Source organism: Nocardia sp. NPDC004573, from assembly GCF_053602135.1.
The window spans coordinates 51,398-66,941 of sequence record NZ_JBSGDA010000022.1 but is presented as its reverse complement, the minus strand read 5'-3'; the positions used below and the strand labels follow the sequence as shown (position 1 = coordinate 66,941).

The window sequence follows — 15,544 nt, the reverse complement described above, 5'->3', positions numbered from 1 at the left end:
AAAGCAGCGGGTGAACGATCCCGGCTTCGATTGCTCTCCGCTGAGTGCGACATATCGCGCCCCGGCTATCTTCGACATTCGCGTCGCCACCGCAGCCGGCACTGCTCACTCCGCGGTGTGCGGCGAGAGCGGTGACTGTATATCGATACGGAGGACGACGTGGCAGACGCACCCGGTGGGTTGACCATGGAACACCCACTCTCTCGTGCGCTGGCGGCGCACGCGCCGACCGGGTGGGAGCGGGTGGACGCGGTGTTCGCGGTCACGGTGGTGGGTGAGATCGCCCAACTCGTGTACTCCGTCGGGCGGGAGGCGGTGTCGGTGAACCCGCCCGAACCGGTGCTTGCCCTCGTCCGGGAGCACCGGGCGATCGCGGCCGGCTCCGGCGCGCCCCCGTGGTGGCGAATGATGATCGCGATGACGAATTCCGGCCGGATCGAGGTCGCCTACGACTACGGCGACGAACCCTTCCCGGACAATCAACTGTTCGTGCCGGAGGCGTATCGCGCCGATCTGGAGGCGTATCCGCGCGAAAAGGTGCCGGTGTGGTTGGCCGCCTACATCGGGCACGGCGACCGGCAGCGGCGTACTCCACAGCAGGCCGCCGCCCAAGCCCGCGCCGACCGGGCCGAACAGGTGTGGGCGGTCCTCGCGGAGAACGAGTTCCCCCCGTTCCCGCAGATGTGGGCCCGCTGGACGACGATCTCGGCGGCCTTCGTGGCGGCGAAGTCGGAATGGGGCCCTCGGATGCTGCCGTGGGTCGGAGTCTTCGAAGGCACCGCGCGCGGTGGTTCCACGTTGCACGCGCTTCCGGCCGGACGCGCCGTGTTGTCCGGTGGCGTATGGAACGCACCGACCCTGGACGCCGTGTACAACGCCGGCGCACCGATGCCCGAGCTGTACGGCGGCGCGCCGGACTGGGTGGCCGACCCCGTCTTGAATCCGCGGGCCGCTTCCGGTCTGCTGTCGTTCTGCTACTGGTGGGAAGCCGGGCGGTGGTATCGCGGGCAGTCGCCGTCGGCCCAGGAGTGCGCGCCCGCGGTGCCGGGCGTCTGGACACGCGAGACGGCGACCAAGATCGTGGCAGGGATGCTCGGGGACCGTCCGGGCGAGGCCGAGATAGAGGCGATAGGAGCGTTGCTGTCCGCCGCCGAGGCGGGGAGAGTGACAAGAGCCACGCTGGTCGCCGTCTTCGGCGACGACGGCCGCTTCGACATCGACGGCGCGCTCTATCAGTTCTCGGTGGCCGGGCTGCTGTCCACGGTGCCCGAGCCGATGCCCGCCGAACAGGCGATCAGCCAGGTCCGGGACTACGTCACCGGACGGCGGCTGGACACCACCGGGTATCCGCTGTCACGGCTGACCGCCGAGCGCTTCCGCTTCGGCTGGATGGTGCACGTGCCCGCTCCCGAGAACCCGCGGTCGGAACGGGCGATCTTCTATATCGCCGACGACGGCGAGTTCGTGCACTCGTCCTCGGCCATCGATCCGGCGCGATTCATCGCCGCGTTCGAGCAGCGCTTCCTCGACCGCCACGGCCCGGTGGACTGAGCGCGCGGCGCGAAGGCCCTTTCCTGATCGTTCGCTACCAAGCTGTATCCGTGTTCTGAGCAGTGTTGTCAGAGGTTGCTGTCCGCGCGGTGCGACACTCGGGTAAACGACGGCCGTTCGCGGCCCCGGCACCGGAGGAGAAAGGTCGGACATGTCGCTGGAAGCCAACAAAGCACTGGTCCGCCGGTTCTACGCGGAGATCGACGCGGGGAACATCGACGCCATGAACGACCTCGTCGCCGAGGATTACCTGGATCACTCGCCGCCTCCGTTTCCCGGCCTGGCCCCGGGTCGCGAGGGCCTCAAACAGGCGTTCCGCATGGTCTGGGACGCCACTCCGGGGCGGCACGTGATCGAGGACCAGTTGGCCGAGGGCGACCGGGTCGTCACACGACTCACCGCGTACGGCCGCCATACCGGGGACCTGCCGGGGATACCGGCGACCGGGAACGAATTGACGATGACGGGCACAGCGATCCACCGGATCGCGGACGGCAAGATCGCGGAGAAGTGGTCGGACACGGACGCGCTCGGACTCCTGCAGCAACTGGGGGTACTGCCCGCTGTGACAGAGCGCTGACGCGCGCGACATCGGTCACCGGCGATTCGAACCACAAAAACAGGGAAAGCCGTGTATCAGAATGAACCTGAAACACGGCTTCCCGTTTGTGGGCGAAGGGGGACTTGAACCCCCACGTCCCGAAGGACACTGGCACCTGAAGCCAGCGCGTCTGCCATTCCGCCACTCGCCCGAGCGACTGGGAGACAGTATCACGGCCGTGCTCCGGATACGAAATCGCCATTTCAGAGGCCTGACCGGGGGGCCGGGCAGGCCTGGGAACCTGGGGCCGCCGCCAAGAGTTACAGGTGTGGACGATCGTGGATATCATGCAATGAACGTGGTCGATTAACGACACGCCATACACGCGTGTCGTTGTTACGAATCAGGAAGAGACGCGCACCGAAGGGAGGCCGAGATGGGCATCGTTTCGCGATTCGAGCGTCGCCTGCAAGGCGCCGTCGGTGACGTGTTCGCCCGAGTGTTCGGCGGCAGTGTCGTACCCCAGGAGGTGGAGGCGGCGCTGCAACGCGAGGCCGCCGACCACGTCCAGGACCTGGGCGGCGGACATCTGCTTGCGCCCAACAGCTATGTGATAACGATCAACACCTCCGATCACCAGCAGTTGGATGCCGACCACGACCTCACCACCCGCGCGTTCGCCAAACACCTTCAGGACTACATCCGCGACCAAGGCTGGCAGACCTACGGCGAAGTACACGTGGCGTTCGAGGCATCACCTACGCTGCACACCGGACAGTTCAGGGCGAGTGGCCGCGTCGATCCCGACGTCGGACACAGAGCCAGCGCGGCTCGCGGCCCCGAATCACCGCCACAACGACCTGCAAACCCGCAACCAGGAGCTGGCCCCATGACGCAGAACTCAGGCTACGACCCGAGCCGTGAGCCCGCGGAGTCCGATCCACGCAACCGCGGGTACGCTCCACCGCCTGCCGGTCGCGGCGGTGCGCAGAACGGCGCGTACCGCGACGACTACGGCCGCGGCGGCGCGTACGGGGCGGATTACCAGGCTCCGGACGCGCAGCAGGGTTACGGCGACTACCAGAACGGCTACGACTACCCGCAGGGTGGCCAGGGCTACGGCCAGCAGGGCGGGTACGGCGAGTCCGGCTATGGCCAGCAGGGCGGCTACGGGGAATCCGGCTACGGCCAGCAGGGCGGCTACGCCGAGCGCGGCTACGGCCAGCCGGGCTACGGCGAGCAAGGTTATGGCCAGCAGGGCTACGCCGACCAGGGTTACGGCCAGCCGGGCTACGGCGAGCAGGGTTACGGCCAGCAGGGCTACGCCGACCAGGGTTACGGCCAGCCGGGCTACAGTCAGCCCGGCTACGGCCAGTCGGGATACACCGACCCGGGCTACGGCGATCAGAACTACGCCGACCAGGCTGGCTACGGCCAGGAGGAGCAAGGTGGCTACGGCCAGGCATACTCTCAGCAACCGGGGTACGGCGCGCCGCAAGGCTATGCGGGCGGAGCAGGCTACGGCGCTGCGCCGCAGGCGGGCTCGGGCTATTCGGCGACCCTCCAGCTGGATGACGGCAGTGGCCGGACTTACCAGCTGCGGGAAGGCAGCAACATCATCGGCCGCGGCCAGGACGCGCACTTCCGCCTGCCCGACACGGGCGTCTCGCGCAGGCACATCGAGGTGCGCTGGGACGGCCAGACCGCGATGTTGTCCGATCTCGGCTCCACCAACGGCACCCTGGTGAACGGTTCCCCCGTCCAGGATTGGCAGCTCGCCGACGGCGACGTCATCCGTGCCGGGCACTCCGAGATCCTGATCCGCATCGTCTGATCCCGTAAGCTCGCGGTGCAGGTCACGAGATGGCTCTCGAGGGATTCGTCGGTCGTATCGTGATCGAAATCGACCTACGGCCCTATGATGCTGCCAACACACGCGCGGCGCCGACATCGGGGCCGGCAAGACCAGCAGGCTGGTGGGGGTGGTCGAACCGCACCTACGGCACCGACGTACACGGTCGAACAGGAGGTGGAGCGCCGTGCAGGGACTGATCCTGCAACTGACCCGTGCGGGGTTCCTGCTGCTGTTGTGGTTGTTCGTGTGGGCTGTGCTGCGCACGTTGCGCAGCGACATCTACGCGGCATCCGGCATTCGGATCCAGCCCAAGGCCCCACGCGGTGCCGCGGTGCTGCCGTCTTTCAGCCGGGGCCAGAAGGGCGCCAAATTTCTTGTGGTGACTCAGGGTTCACTCGCCGGCACCCGCATCTCGCTCGGCACCCAACCGGTGCTGATCGGGCGTGCGGACGATTCCACGCTGGTGCTCACCGATGATTACGCCTCGACCAGGCATGCGCGACTGTCTCCGCGTGGTGACGACTGGTACGTGGAAGACCTCGGCTCGACGAACGGCACCTACCTCGATCGCGCGAAAGTCACCACCGCCGTCCGTGTTCCACTCGGCACGCCCGTCCGTGTCGGCAAGACAGTGATCGAGCTGCGATCGTGACACTTGTTCTCCGCTACGCAGCGCGCAGCGACCGTGGTCTCGTCCGAGGCAACAACGAAGACTCCGTGTACGCGGGCGCCCGGCTGCTCGCACTCGCCGACGGTATGGGTGGCCATGCCGCGGGAGAAGTCGCGTCCCAGTTGATGATCGCCGCGCTCGCCCATCTCGACGACGACGAACCCGGCGACGATCTGCTCGGCAAGCTCGACGCGGCGACCCGGGAAGGCAACGCGGCTATCGCCGATCAGGTCGAGGAGGAGCCCGAGCTCGACGGCATGGGCACCACGCTCACCGCAATCCTGTTCGCGGGCAGGAAACTCGGCCTCGTGCACATCGGCGACTCGCGCGCCTACCTGTTGCGCGGCGGCGAGCTCACCCAGATCACCCGCGACGACACGTTCGTCCAGTCGCTGGTCGACGAGGGCAGGATCACACCGGAGCAGGCGCACACGCATCCGCAGCGTTCGCTGATCATGCGCGCGCTCACCGGCAACGAGATCGAGCCGACGCTGATCATGCGCGAATCGCGCGCCGGTGACCGCTACCTGCTGTGCTCCGACGGCCTCTCCGACGTGGTCAGCGACGAGACCATCGCGAACACGATGCGCGAAGGCAGCACCGACGAGTGCGCCGACCGGCTCATCGAGCTGGCGTTGCGCAGCGGAGGCCCGGACAACGTCACCGTCGTCGTGGCCGACGTCATCGATCTCGACTACGGCCAGAGCCACCCGATCGTGGCGGGCGCCGCATCCGGCGTCGACGAGGACACCCCTCCGCCGAACACCGCCGCGGGCCGCGCCTCCGCCTTGCGCCCGCCGCGCGCCGCTCCGCGCCGGGCCGCCGCCGCGCCCGAGCCGCCTGCGAAGAAGTCGCACCGCTTGCGCTGGATCGTGCTCGCGCTGGCGCTCGTCGTCGCCGTCTGCGTGGGCCTCGTGGTCGGCTACAAGATGATCCGCAGCAACTACTACGTCGGCGCCGACGACGGCTCGGTGGTGATCCTGCGCGGGCTGCCGGGGTCGATCCTCGGCTACTCGATCCATGACGTGAACCTGGTCGGGTGCGTCACCCGCAACGGCGAACTCACTCTGACCGAGCCCGGCGCGGACGTCCCTTCCGCGTGCAAGCCGCTGAAGGTCGACGATCTGAAGCAGACCGGCCGCGACCAGGTGGACAAGGGCTTGCCGCCGGGTTCGCTGGACAAGGCCAGGGACTCGATGACCTACCTCGCCCAGCGAGAACTGCTGCCGCCGTGCCCGGTCAAGGAAGCGGCGCCGCAGCCAGGGGTCGTTCCGCCGGTCGAGACCGCACCGCCCGCGCCCAACGGCGCTCCGCCCGCACCTGCCACCGCCGCGCCGGCTCCGGCGCCGGAACAGGGTGACGCCAGGGGCACCGAGATCAAGACACCGACAAAGTCGGAGGCTCCGGCCGTGCCGTCGAGCACCACGTCACCCAACCCCCAGACCGCGGGGGAGAACTGCCGGGTGACGGACTGATGTCCGCGCCGGCACCGCCGTCGGCTGGAGCATTTCCCAGTCCCCCGGGCGGCTTCGCTCCCGCGCCACCGCCGAGCACCAGACGAAACGTCGAACTGTTGCTGCTCGCGGCGGCGGCGGTGATCACCACCGTGTCCCTCTTCCTGGTCGAGGCCAGTCAGGAACAGTCGCTCACCTGGGATATCGCCAAGTACGGCCTGGCCTACCTGGCGCTGTTCGCGGTCGCGCACCTGGCGGTGCGGCGGTTCGCTCCCTTCGCCGATCCGCTGCTGCTGCCGATCGTCGCGTTGCTCAACGGACTCGGCCTCGTTCTGATCCACCGGCTGGATCTGGCCGACCAGCAGACCGCCATCTACAACTCGTGGGCGACCCCGTCACCCGACGCCACCCAGCAGATCCTGTGGACCGCGCTGGGCACGCTCGTGTTCATCGCGCTCCTGATCACGCTGCGCGATTACCGCACCCTGGCCCGCTACAGCTACACCCTGGGTCTGGTCGGTCTGGTCGCCCTCGCCATCCCGGCGCTGCTGCCCAGCAAGTTCTCCGAGACCAACGGCGCGAAGATCTGGATTCGGCTGCCCGGGTTCAGCGTGCAACCGGGTGAGTTCGCGAAAATCCTGTTGATCATCTTCTTCGCCTCGGTGCTGGTCGCCAAGCGCGAGCTCTTCACCGCCGCCGGTCGCCACGTGCTGGGCATGGAGTTCCCGCGCGGTCGCGACCTCGGTCCGATCCTGGCCGTCTGGATCGTCTGCATCGGCGTGCTGGTGTTCGAGAAGGACCTCGGCACCTCGTTGCTGATCTTCAGCACGGTGCTCGTCATGCTCTACATCGCCACCGAACGGGTCGGCTGGCTGGTCATCGGCGGCGGGCTGCTCGCCCTCGGTTTCATTTTCGCCTACCAGCTGTTCGGCCACGTGCGGGTCCGGGTGGCCACCTGGCTGCACCCGTTCGACGACTACAACAACACCGGCTACCAGATCTCTCAGTCGCTATTCGGTCTGGCCACCGGCGGACTCGCCGGGACCGGCTTGGGCAGCGGCAGGCCCAGCCAGGTGCCCTTCGCCAAGACCGACTTCATCGTCACCACCATCGGCGAGGAACTCGGGCTGATCGGGCTCGCCGCGGTCTTGGTGCTGTTCCTCGTCTTCGTGGTACGCGGCCTGCGCACCGCCCTCGCGGTGCGCGACAGCTTCGGCAAGCTGCTCGCCGCCGGCCTCGCGTTCACCATCGCGGTTCAGCTGTTCGTCGTGGTCGGGGGTGTGACCAAGCTGATTCCGCTGACCGGTCTCACCACCCCCTTCATGTCCTACGGCGGCTCTTCGCTGCTGGCCAATTACGCATTGCTGGCGTTGCTGATCAAGGTCTCCGACGCCGCCCGCGCACCCGCCCCGGTGCGCAAGAAAGAACCGGCGCCGATCGCCGACGCGCAGACGGAGCTGCTGCGGCGCGACGGCGGACGACCGGAGGCGGGGCAGCTGACATGAACACTCCACTACGCCGAGTCGCGATCGCGGTGATGGTGATGGTCGTCGCGCTGCTGGCCAACGCCACCTACGTCCAGGTGATCAAGGCCGACGACCTGCGCTCCGATCCGCGCAACTCCCGGGTTCTGCTGGACGAGTACGCCCGCCAGCGCGGGCAGATCTCGGCGGGCGGCACCGTGCTGGCCAGTTCCATCGCCACCGACGACCGCTACAAGTACCTGCGCGCCTACCCGACCGAGCCGGAGGCGTATGCCCCCGCCACCGGTTTCTACTCGATGCAGTACGGCAGCACCGGATTGGAACGATCCGAGGACTCGGTACTCAACGGCTCCGACAGTCAGCTGTTCGGCAGCCGCCTCGTCGACCTCATCTCCGGCCGGGACCCGCGCGGCGGCAACGTGCTCACCACGCTCAATCCGCTGATGCAGCAGGTCGCCTACGAGCAGATGACCCGCAAGGGCTACACCGGCTCGGTGGTGGCGATCGAGCCGAGCACCGGCAAGATCCTGACCATGGTGTCCACGCCGAGCTACGACCCGAACCTGCTGTCCGGGCACGACGGCGCGCGCGGCACCCAGGCCTGGGAAACGCTGAGCGCGGATCCGAACCATCCCATGCTCAATCGGGCCATCTCGCAGACCTATCCGCCCGGGTCCACGTTCAAGGTCGTGGTCACCGCCGCCGCGCTGGCCAACGGCGTCGCGACTCCCGACGACCAGTTCACCGCCGCGCCGACCTTCACCCCACCGGGCACCAGCACCCCGATGGAGAACTACAACGGCACCACGTGCGGTCCGAACCCGACCGCTTCGCTGCTCGAGGCGTTCCGGCGCTCGTGCAACACCGCTTTCGCCGAACTCGGCATCAAGGTGGGCGCTTCGACCCTCAAGGACGAAGCGGCCGCGTTCGGTGTCGGCCCGCACCGGGGTATCCCGATGCCGGTGGCGGAGAGCACCGTCGGCCCGATCTCCGACGACGCCGCCCTGGCTCAGAGCAGCATCGGGCAGCGCGACGTGGCGTTGACCCCGCTGCAGAACGCGGTCGTCGCGGCGACCATCGCCAACGGCGGTGTCCGGATGGAGCCCTACCTGGTCGATCAGTTGCAGGGCCCGGATCTGAGCGAGCTGTCGAAGACCAAGCCGGTCTCGGTCGGCCAAGCCGTCAGCGCCGATGTAGCGTCGACCGTGACCAACCTGATGATCGCGTCGGAGGGCAACACGGCTGGAGGTAACCAGACCCCTTATCAGATCGCGTCCAAGACCGGCACCGCGGAGCACGGGACGAACCCGCGCAACACGCCGCCGCATGCTTGGTATATCGCGTTCGCCCCCGCGCAGAACCCGAAGATCGCCATCGCGGTGATTGTGGAGAACGGTGGGGACCGGGCGCTTGCCGCGACCGGTGGCTCGGTCGCCGCGCCGGTGGCTCGCGCGGTTCTCGACGCCGGTCTTCGAGGGGGCTGAACGATATGGATGTGCGAGTGAAGGTACGGGGACCTCGATGCTGAACAACGGTGCGATGATCGCCGACCGGTACCGGCTGCAGCGACTGATCGCGACCGGCGGCATGGGCCAGGTCTGGGAAGCGCTGGACACCAGGTTGGACCGCAGGGTCGCGGTCAAGGTGCTGAAATCGGAGTTCTCGGCCGATCCGACGTTCCGGCATCGATTCCGCACCGAGGCGAAGACCACCGCCCAGCTGAATCACCCCGGTATCGCGGGGATCTACGACTACGGCGAGACGATCGACCCGCAAGGCAGCGAGATCGCCTACCTGGTCATGGAATTCGTCCAGGGCGAACCGCTGAACACGGTGCTCAACCGCCTGGGCAGGCTGTCGGTCGCCCAGGGCCTCGACCTGCTCGAGCAGACCGGGCGCGCTCTGGAGGTGGCGCACCGCGCGGGCGTGGTGCATCGCGACGTGAAACCGGGCAACATCCTGGTCACCCCGACCGGACAGGCGAAGATCACCGACTTCGGTATCGCCAAGGCGGTGGACGCGTCCCCGGTGACCAAGACCGGCATGGTGATGGGCACCGCGCAGTACATCGCACCGGAACAGGCGGTCGGCGAGGACGCCTCCGCGGCCAGCGACGTGTATTCGCTCGCCGTGGTCGGCTACGAGGCGCTGTCCGGACAACGGCCGTTCACCGGCGACGGCGCGCTCACCGTCGCGATGAAGCACGTGCGCGAGACGCCGCCCCCGATGCCGGCCGATCTGCCCGGCAATGTGCGCGAGCTCATCGAGATCACGATGGAGAAGGATCCGGGGCGCCGCTACGCCAGTGGCGGCGAGTTCGCCGACGCGGTCGCCGCGGTGCGCGCGGGCCGACGTCCGCCGCCGCCGAGCGGCGCCCACCCCGCCGCGCCCCTCACCGGCGCCACGCGAGTCCTCCCGCCCGGCCCGACCGCCGTGATCCCCTCCACCCCATCCGACTTCGACGGTGCGACGGTGCGCTACTCGACGCCCGCGGCAGGCGCGGTGAACGCGGCGAATCGCGCGGGCACGGTCGCCGCCCCGGCCACCGTGCTCAGCCGTGGCGCCGCGGCGGGCGGTCCGCCGCCCGGCGACGACAAGCGGTTCACCTCGACCCAGAAATGGTTGGCGGGTCTGGGTATCGGCGCCGTGCTGCTCGGCGCGCTGACGGTCTTCTTGTTGTTCGGCGGCGACACCAACCCGGATTCGACACCGTCGCCCACCACGACGTTCGCGCCGAACCCCAAGCCCGCGCCGCCGGTGGCCACCACGACCACCCCCAAGCCCGCGCCCGCGCCGGTGGAGACCGAGACCTACGAGCCGACCACCACCGAGCCGAAGACCACGACACCGGAGCCGACGACGACCACCCCGCCGCCCACCACCACGGCACCGAGCACCACCAAGCCGACCACCACCGCGCCGACCACCACTACCCGGCCGCGCGTCCCCACCCTCGATCTACCGTTCCCCGAGATTCCCGGTGCCCGGGGGCCATCGGCCACCCGTAACAGCACCGCCACTCCTCCGCAAGGACTGCCATGACGACCCCGAAGAATCTCTCGTCTCGCTACGAGCTGGGCGAGATCATCGGGTTCGGCGGTATGTCCGAGGTGCACAAGGCGCGCGACGTCCGGCTGAGCCGGGATGTGGCGATCAAGGTGCTGCGGGCGGACCTGGCCCGCGACCCCACGTTCTACCTGCGGTTCAAGCGCGAAGCGCAGAACGCCGCCGCGCTCAACCATCCGGCCATCGTCGCGGTCTACGACACCGGCGAGGCCGAGGTGGACGGCGGCCCGCTGCCCTACATCGTGATGGAGTACGTCGACGGCGACACGCTGCGCGACATCGTGCGCGGCAAGGGACCGCTCCCGCCGCGCCGCGCGATGGAGGTCGTCGCGGATGTCTGCGCCGCTTTGGATTTCAGCCACAAGGCCGGGATCGTGCACCGCGACATGAAGCCCGCGAACATCATGATCAACCGGGCGGGCGCGGTGAAGGTGATGGACTTCGGCATCGCGCGCGCGCTCGCCGACAGTTCCAACCCGATGACCCAGACCGCGGCGGTGATCGGCACGGCGCAGTATCTCTCGCCGGAACAGGCCCGCGGCGAAACGGTGGACGCGCGCTCGGACGTCTACTCCGTCGGCTGTGTGTTGTTCGAGATCCTCACCGGCGAGCCACCTTTCACGGGTGACTCACCGGTCGCGGTCGCCTACCAGCACGTCCGGGAGGATCCGCGGCTGCCCTCGCATGTGTACTCGGGCGTCCCGCGCGAGCTGGACTCGGTCGTGCTCAAGGCGATGAGCAAGAATCCGGCCAACCGCTACCAGACCGCGGCGGAGATGCGTGCCGACCTGATCCGGGTGCTCGGCGGTCAGAAACCCAGCGCTCCCATGGTGATGACCGACGAGGATCGCACCACCTTCATGGGCCAGGACGAGCCCCCGCCGCGCATCTACCGCACGGTCGAGCGGCACGACGATACCGCGGAACAGGATCCGGCCGAGCCGAACGGCCGGCGTCGGACCACCTACATCGCGCTCGGCGTCGCCGCGGCTGTCGCCGTGGCGTTCGCGCTGTTCTGGGTGCTGCTCGGCCCGGGTAGCCGCCCGGATCAAGTGGCCGTTCCCGACCTGTCCAACAAGTCCTCGCAGCAAGCGCAGGACGCGTTGCAGAAGCTCGGCTTCACAGTGGCGGTCCAGCAGAAGCCCGACAGCAAGATCGCGACGGGCAACGTCATCGCCACCCAGCCACTCGGCGGCTCGCGGATCGACGAGGGCAGCACGGTCACCGTCCAGGTGTCCTCCGGTCCCGCGCAGGTCCAGGTGCCGAAGCTGACGGGGCTGACCCAGGAGCAGGCCGAGCAGGTGCTGAACTCCAAGGGTCTGCGGATCAACCCGAACATCGAGCGCAAGCCGTCGAGCACCGCCGAGAAGGATCAGGTGATCGAGCAGAACCCGTCGCCGGGTTCGAAGGTGGACGTCGACTGGGAAGTCGTCGTCACGGTCGGCACCGGTCCGGAATCCGTGCGGGTGCCCTACGTCGTCGGCCAGTCGATCGATGTGGCCCAGCCGAACATCGAGGGCAACGGCTTCAAGGTCGTTGTCCAAGAGGTGCAGTCCTCCAAGCCCAAGGGCGAGGTGGTCGCCTCCACTCCGGCCGGCGGCAGCAACGCGGAGAAGGGTTCCACGGTCACCGTCCAGGTGTCCGCGGGTGATCTCAGGATGCCGTCACTGATCGGCCTCACCGTCTCGCAGGCGGTGGAGAAGCTGCGCGCGGAAGGCTGGTCGGGTAGCACCAGCCAGATCAGCCAGTCGCCGCAGGGCACCTTCGACGCGGGCAATGTCGGGCGCATCCTCAGCCAGCAACCGTCCGCGGGCAGTTCCATCCAGAAGAACAGCGCCATCCTGGTCGGTGTGGGGGTGCTCGGCCCGCCGTGATCGGCGTCGCCGCTGGTATCCAGAAAACGAGACCATCCGGTGTGAATTGCGGGAGAATGATGCTGCTCCATCCCAATCAGCGCAGCTGAGCACGAGGAGGTAGCTCATGACCACTGCCAGGGACATCATGAAACCGGGCGTTCAGTGGATCTCGAAGGACACGACCATCCAGCAGGCCGCGCGCACCATGGCCGAGCTCAACGTCGGGTCCTTGATCATCTCGGACGAGAACGAGCGGATGTGCGGCATCGTGACCGACCGCGACATCGTGGTGAAGTGCATCGCCCAGGGCAAGGCGCCGGCGGATTGCCGCGTCGACGAACTGTGCGAAGCGACGCCACGGTGGGTCGACGCCAACGCCGACATCGAGGAAGTTCTCGATGAGATGGAAAGCAACCGCGTCAAGCGCATGCCGGTGATCGAGAACAAGCGGCTGGTCGGCATGATCAGCGAGGCGGATCTGGCCAGGCACCTGGACGACAACCAGCTCGGCGAGTTCGTGACCGCCGTCTACGGGCGTCCATAGATCCCGGAAGCAGGTCACCGCACCTTCCGCGGGCACTTCGACACGAGCTGCCGTGCCGCCCCGAGGCTGAATCCACTCGGCGACAGCGCTCCTGAGGTCCGGCAACTCGGCACGAAGGGCGATACAGGCTTGAACCGCGGACGGCCTAACCGTCGTCCGCGGTTCACGCGCTCGTAGCCGTGGCGCACGACGTCGATCGTTGAACGCGGCAGCGGCGTCAGATCGGCTCGGCCTTCGGTAGATATCGCAACACGGCGACATCGCCGACTTGCGTCACGCCCGCTAATCGCATCCTGCGGTGTGGCGCCCCAGGAAAGTCGGCCGGATCGACAAAACGCGGCGCGGCGGCGTCGCCGACCAGGATGGGGGCGATCGCCAAGTGCAGTTCGTCGGCCAGATCGGCAGCGAGAAATGCGGTGTGGATACGGGTGCCGCCCTCCACCATGAGGCGCTCGACACCGCGTCGGCCGAGGTCGTCCAACAGCGCACCGAAGTCGAGGTCGGCGCCCAGATCCACGACTTCGGCCAGTCCCGCCAGCCGGGCGGTGAGTTTCGGCGCGCCCGCCGCGGTGGTGTAGACGAGTTTGTCGCCGCCGTGGTGCCAGAACCGCAGCCCGGGATCCAGTTCGCCGCTCGCCGAGAGCGTGACCTTCAGCGGGTACTCCGTTCTACCCGCCGCGACGCGGGCTGCCCTGCGCTCGGAGCTGTCGACGAGCAACCGCGGGTTGTCGCTGCGCAAGGTCTGCGCGCCGACCAGGATGGCGTCGGAGTCCGCGCGGACCTGGTCGACCCGATCGAAGTCCGCGGCGCCGGACAAGCGCAGCCGCTCGGGACTCGCGTCGTCGATGTACCCGTCGACGCTCACCGCGGCCGACAGCAGCACATGCGGACGGGTCACTGCAACACCAGCGCGGCGACCTCCGCCTCCAGCGCCTGCACCAAGCCCTCCGCGGGACGCTTCCCGCACACGCCGAGCCAGTTCGCCAGCATGCGATGCCCACCCTGGGTCAGCACCGATTCCGGATGGAACTGCACACCGTGGATAGGCAGGGTCCGATGACGCATGGCCATCACAATCCCGCTCTCGGTGCGTCCGAGTACCTCGATCTCCTCCGGGAGGGTCTCCTCGAGCACGGTGAGCGAGTGGTACCGCGTGGCGGTGAACGGGTCGGGCAGACCGGCCAGCACGCCGGCGCCGATGTGGAACACCTCGCTGGTCTTCCCGTGCAACAACTCGGGAGCCCTGGTGACGGTGGCGCCGAACGCCTCGCCGATCGCTTGGTGCCCGAGGCATACGCCGAGCAGCGGGACACTCTGCTCCGCGCAGGCGCGCACGAGCGGGATGCTGGCGCCCGCACGATCCGGGGTGCCTGGGCCGGGGCTGATCAGAATGCCGTCGAAGTCGCGCACAACCGCGCCGACGTCGGCCAGATTCGGATCGTCGTTACGCCACACGACAGCGTCGACACCGAGCTGGCCGAGGTATTGCACCAGGTTGAAGACGAAGCTGTCGTAATTGTCGACGACCAGAACACGCATGGCATCGAGATTACGTCCCCGCACGGCACCGCGTCGCATCCATTACCTGTTGGGATAGCCTAGAGAACACGACCTGCCGCCGAATTCGAGGACGTCATGCCCAAGTCGAAGGTCCGTAAGAAGACCGACTACACGATCAACCCCGCCAGCCGGACCCCGGTGAAGGTGAAGGCCGGCCCCTCTCCGGCCTGGTATGTCGCCATCATGCTCGGGTTCATGCTCGCCGGGCTGGTGTGGCTGCTCGTCTACTACTTGGCAGCCGAGCAGATCAGCTGGATGAACGACCTCAACGCCTGGAACTTCCTGATCGGCTTCGGCCTGATGGTGGTGGGCTTGATCATGACGATGCGCTGGCGCTGAGCCGGCGACATCGACCCGGATTACAGACGTGTCATTCATGCACACCTGTGGATGAGCCTGTGTACAACTCGAGGAGCGATTGGGGAGTGTCGTGAGTCCGGAGCGCTCCGTCCCCGGCCCACTGGATCGTGACGAGCCGAGCCTGACCTGGACCACACCGACGCCCGCGCTCGCCGCGGTCGCCGTCGGCGGCATCGCCTTGGCCGTTGCCGCGGTGGTGACCACCGAGGCGGCCAGCCGCCTGCTCGTCGGGCTGGCAGCCGTCGGCCTGCTCGCGCTCGCCGGGCTCGGATTCCGGCAACGCCCGCGGCTGTCCGTGGTAACCGGCGAGCGACCACGCATGGTGGTCCGCACGCTGACCGGACCGGACGAGTACGCCCCGGAACAGATCGTTCGCGCCCGGGTGGTGAGCTACCGGCGTCTCGGACGCAAGATGCCGATGCTGGAACTCGACGTCCTGCACGACGGCGCGGAGCGGCTGCTGATCTTCGGCCGCTGGGATCTGGGCGCCAACCCGGAGCTCGTCTACCAACAACTGGTCGGAGCACTGCGGCTCACCGAGGACAAGACCCGCTGACGAGACATCCGGTGACTCTGCCGACCGAATGTTTCACGTGAAGCCAA

General features: G+C 68.0%; 14 protein-coding genes and 1 tRNA gene. 12 read left to right on the top strand and 3 right to left on the bottom strand.

Annotated elements, in window-relative coordinates; translation table 11 throughout:
* The first annotated feature begins 159 nt into the window (after positions 1-159).
* The gene (locus ACWEKR_RS27635; RefSeq protein WP_452356925.1) at positions 160-1,551 is read left to right on the top strand and encodes a hypothetical protein; all 1,392 of its coding nucleotides are present in this window, start codon (positions 160-162) and stop codon (positions 1,549-1,551) included.
* A 151-nt stretch (positions 1,552-1,702) separates the two neighbouring features.
* The gene (locus tag ACWEKR_RS27630) at positions 1,703-2,131 is read left to right on the top strand and encodes an ester cyclase (RefSeq protein WP_452356924.1); all 429 of its coding nucleotides are present in this window, start codon (positions 1,703-1,705) and stop codon (positions 2,129-2,131) included.
* An 89-nt stretch (positions 2,132-2,220) separates the two neighbouring features.
* Here ACWEKR_RS27630 and ACWEKR_RS27625 read toward each other — a convergent pair.
* Positions 2,221-2,303: transfer RNA gene (locus tag ACWEKR_RS27625), tRNA-Leu, on the bottom strand.
* Between the two features lie 225 nt (positions 2,304-2,528).
* Between ACWEKR_RS27625 and ACWEKR_RS27620 the strand changes: the two genes are divergently transcribed.
* From ACWEKR_RS27620 to ACWEKR_RS27585, 8 genes are all read left to right on the top strand, one after another.
* Positions 2,529-3,926: an FhaA domain-containing protein gene (locus ACWEKR_RS27620; RefSeq protein WP_452356923.1), complete on the top strand. Its 1,398-nt coding sequence runs from the start codon at positions 2,529-2,531 to the stop codon at positions 3,924-3,926.
* A gap of 205 nt (positions 3,927-4,131) precedes the next feature.
* Positions 4,132-4,599, top strand: a complete 468-nt coding sequence (locus ACWEKR_RS27615) for an FHA domain-containing protein FhaB/FipA (protein ID WP_063017079.1) — start codon at positions 4,132-4,134, stop codon at positions 4,597-4,599.
* On the top strand, positions 4,596-6,092 hold the full coding sequence (locus tag ACWEKR_RS27610) for a PP2C family protein-serine/threonine phosphatase (RefSeq protein ID WP_195085116.1): 1,497 nt from the start codon (positions 4,596-4,598) through the stop codon (positions 6,090-6,092). Before ACWEKR_RS27615 ends, ACWEKR_RS27610 begins: the two co-directional genes overlap by 4 nt.
* Complete coding sequence (locus tag ACWEKR_RS27605) at positions 6,092-7,576, top strand: FtsW/RodA/SpoVE family cell cycle protein (RefSeq protein WP_452356922.1); 1,485 nt, start codon at positions 6,092-6,094, stop codon at positions 7,574-7,576. Before ACWEKR_RS27610 ends, ACWEKR_RS27605 begins: the two co-directional genes overlap by 1 nt.
* The gene (locus tag ACWEKR_RS27600; protein ID WP_452356921.1) at positions 7,573-9,039 is read left to right on the top strand and encodes a peptidoglycan D,D-transpeptidase FtsI family protein; all 1,467 of its coding nucleotides are present in this window, start codon (positions 7,573-7,575) and stop codon (positions 9,037-9,039) included. The genes ACWEKR_RS27605 and ACWEKR_RS27600 overlap by 4 nt, the downstream gene beginning before the upstream one ends.
* 37 nt (positions 9,040-9,076) lie before the next feature.
* Positions 9,077-10,597 (top strand): protein kinase domain-containing protein, encoded by a 1,521-nt coding sequence (locus tag ACWEKR_RS27595; protein ID WP_452356920.1) that lies wholly within the window; start codon positions 9,077-9,079, stop codon positions 10,595-10,597.
* Positions 10,594-12,495, top strand: coding sequence for a Stk1 family PASTA domain-containing Ser/Thr kinase (gene pknB / locus ACWEKR_RS27590; protein WP_452356919.1), 1,902 nt, complete (start codon positions 10,594-10,596; stop codon positions 12,493-12,495). Before ACWEKR_RS27595 ends, pknB begins: the two co-directional genes overlap by 4 nt.
* A gap of 106 nt (positions 12,496-12,601) precedes the next feature.
* Positions 12,602-13,021, top strand: coding sequence for a CBS domain-containing protein (locus tag ACWEKR_RS27585; RefSeq protein WP_195085121.1), 420 nt, complete (start codon positions 12,602-12,604; stop codon positions 13,019-13,021).
* Between the two features lie 217 nt (positions 13,022-13,238).
* Here the strand turns inward: ACWEKR_RS27585 and ACWEKR_RS27580 are convergent, their stop codons facing one another.
* A complete protein-coding gene (locus ACWEKR_RS27580) occupies positions 13,239-13,919 on the bottom strand; it encodes a RibD family protein (RefSeq protein ID WP_452356918.1) in 681 nt (226 codons plus the stop codon).
* The gene (locus ACWEKR_RS27575) at positions 13,916-14,560 is read right to left on the bottom strand and encodes an aminodeoxychorismate/anthranilate synthase component II (protein ID WP_159840932.1); all 645 of its coding nucleotides are present in this window, start codon (positions 14,558-14,560) and stop codon (positions 13,916-13,918) included. The genes ACWEKR_RS27580 and ACWEKR_RS27575 overlap by 4 nt, the downstream gene beginning before the upstream one ends.
* A 96-nt stretch (positions 14,561-14,656) precedes the next feature.
* Here ACWEKR_RS27575 and crgA point away from each other — a divergent pair, with 96 nt between their 5' ends.
* Positions 14,657-14,920, top strand: a complete 264-nt coding sequence (gene crgA / locus ACWEKR_RS27570) for a cell division protein CrgA (RefSeq protein WP_452356917.1) — start codon at positions 14,657-14,659, stop codon at positions 14,918-14,920.
* A gap of 91 nt (positions 14,921-15,011) precedes the next feature.
* Positions 15,012-15,497 carry a PH domain-containing protein gene (locus ACWEKR_RS27565; protein WP_452356916.1) on the top strand — a complete coding sequence of 162 codons (486 nt, stop codon included), beginning with the start codon at positions 15,012-15,014 and terminating at the stop codon, positions 15,495-15,497.
* Positions 15,498-15,544: the final 47 nt, after the last annotated feature.

Bases quoted from the DNA above. Each gene is read 5' to 3' on its own strand.
- ACWEKR_RS27630 (WP_452356924.1), top strand. From the start codon at position 1,703: ATGTCGCTGGAAGCCAACAAAGCACTGGTCCGCCGGTTCTACGCGGAG.
- ACWEKR_RS27620 (WP_452356923.1), top strand. From the start codon at position 2,529: ATGGGCATCGTTTCGCGATTCGAGCGTCGCCTGCAAGGCGCCGTCGGT.
- ACWEKR_RS27605 (WP_452356922.1), top strand. From the start codon at position 6,092: ATGTCCGCGCCGGCACCGCCGTCGGCTGGAGCATTTCCCAGTCCCCCG.
- ACWEKR_RS27600 (WP_452356921.1), top strand. From the start codon at position 7,573: ATGAACACTCCACTACGCCGAGTCGCGATCGCGGTGATGGTGATGGTC.
- ACWEKR_RS27595 (WP_452356920.1), top strand. From the start codon at position 9,077: ATGCTGAACAACGGTGCGATGATCGCCGACCGGTACCGGCTGCAGCGA.
- pknB (WP_452356919.1), top strand. From the start codon at position 10,594: ATGACGACCCCGAAGAATCTCTCGTCTCGCTACGAGCTGGGCGAGATC.
- ACWEKR_RS27585 (WP_195085121.1), top strand. From the start codon at position 12,602: ATGACCACTGCCAGGGACATCATGAAACCGGGCGTTCAGTGGATCTCG.
- ACWEKR_RS27575 (WP_159840932.1), bottom strand. From the start codon at position 14,560: ATGCGTGTTCTGGTCGTCGACAATTACGACAGCTTCGTCTTCAACCTG.
- crgA (WP_452356917.1), top strand. From the start codon at position 14,657: ATGCCCAAGTCGAAGGTCCGTAAGAAGACCGACTACACGATCAACCCC.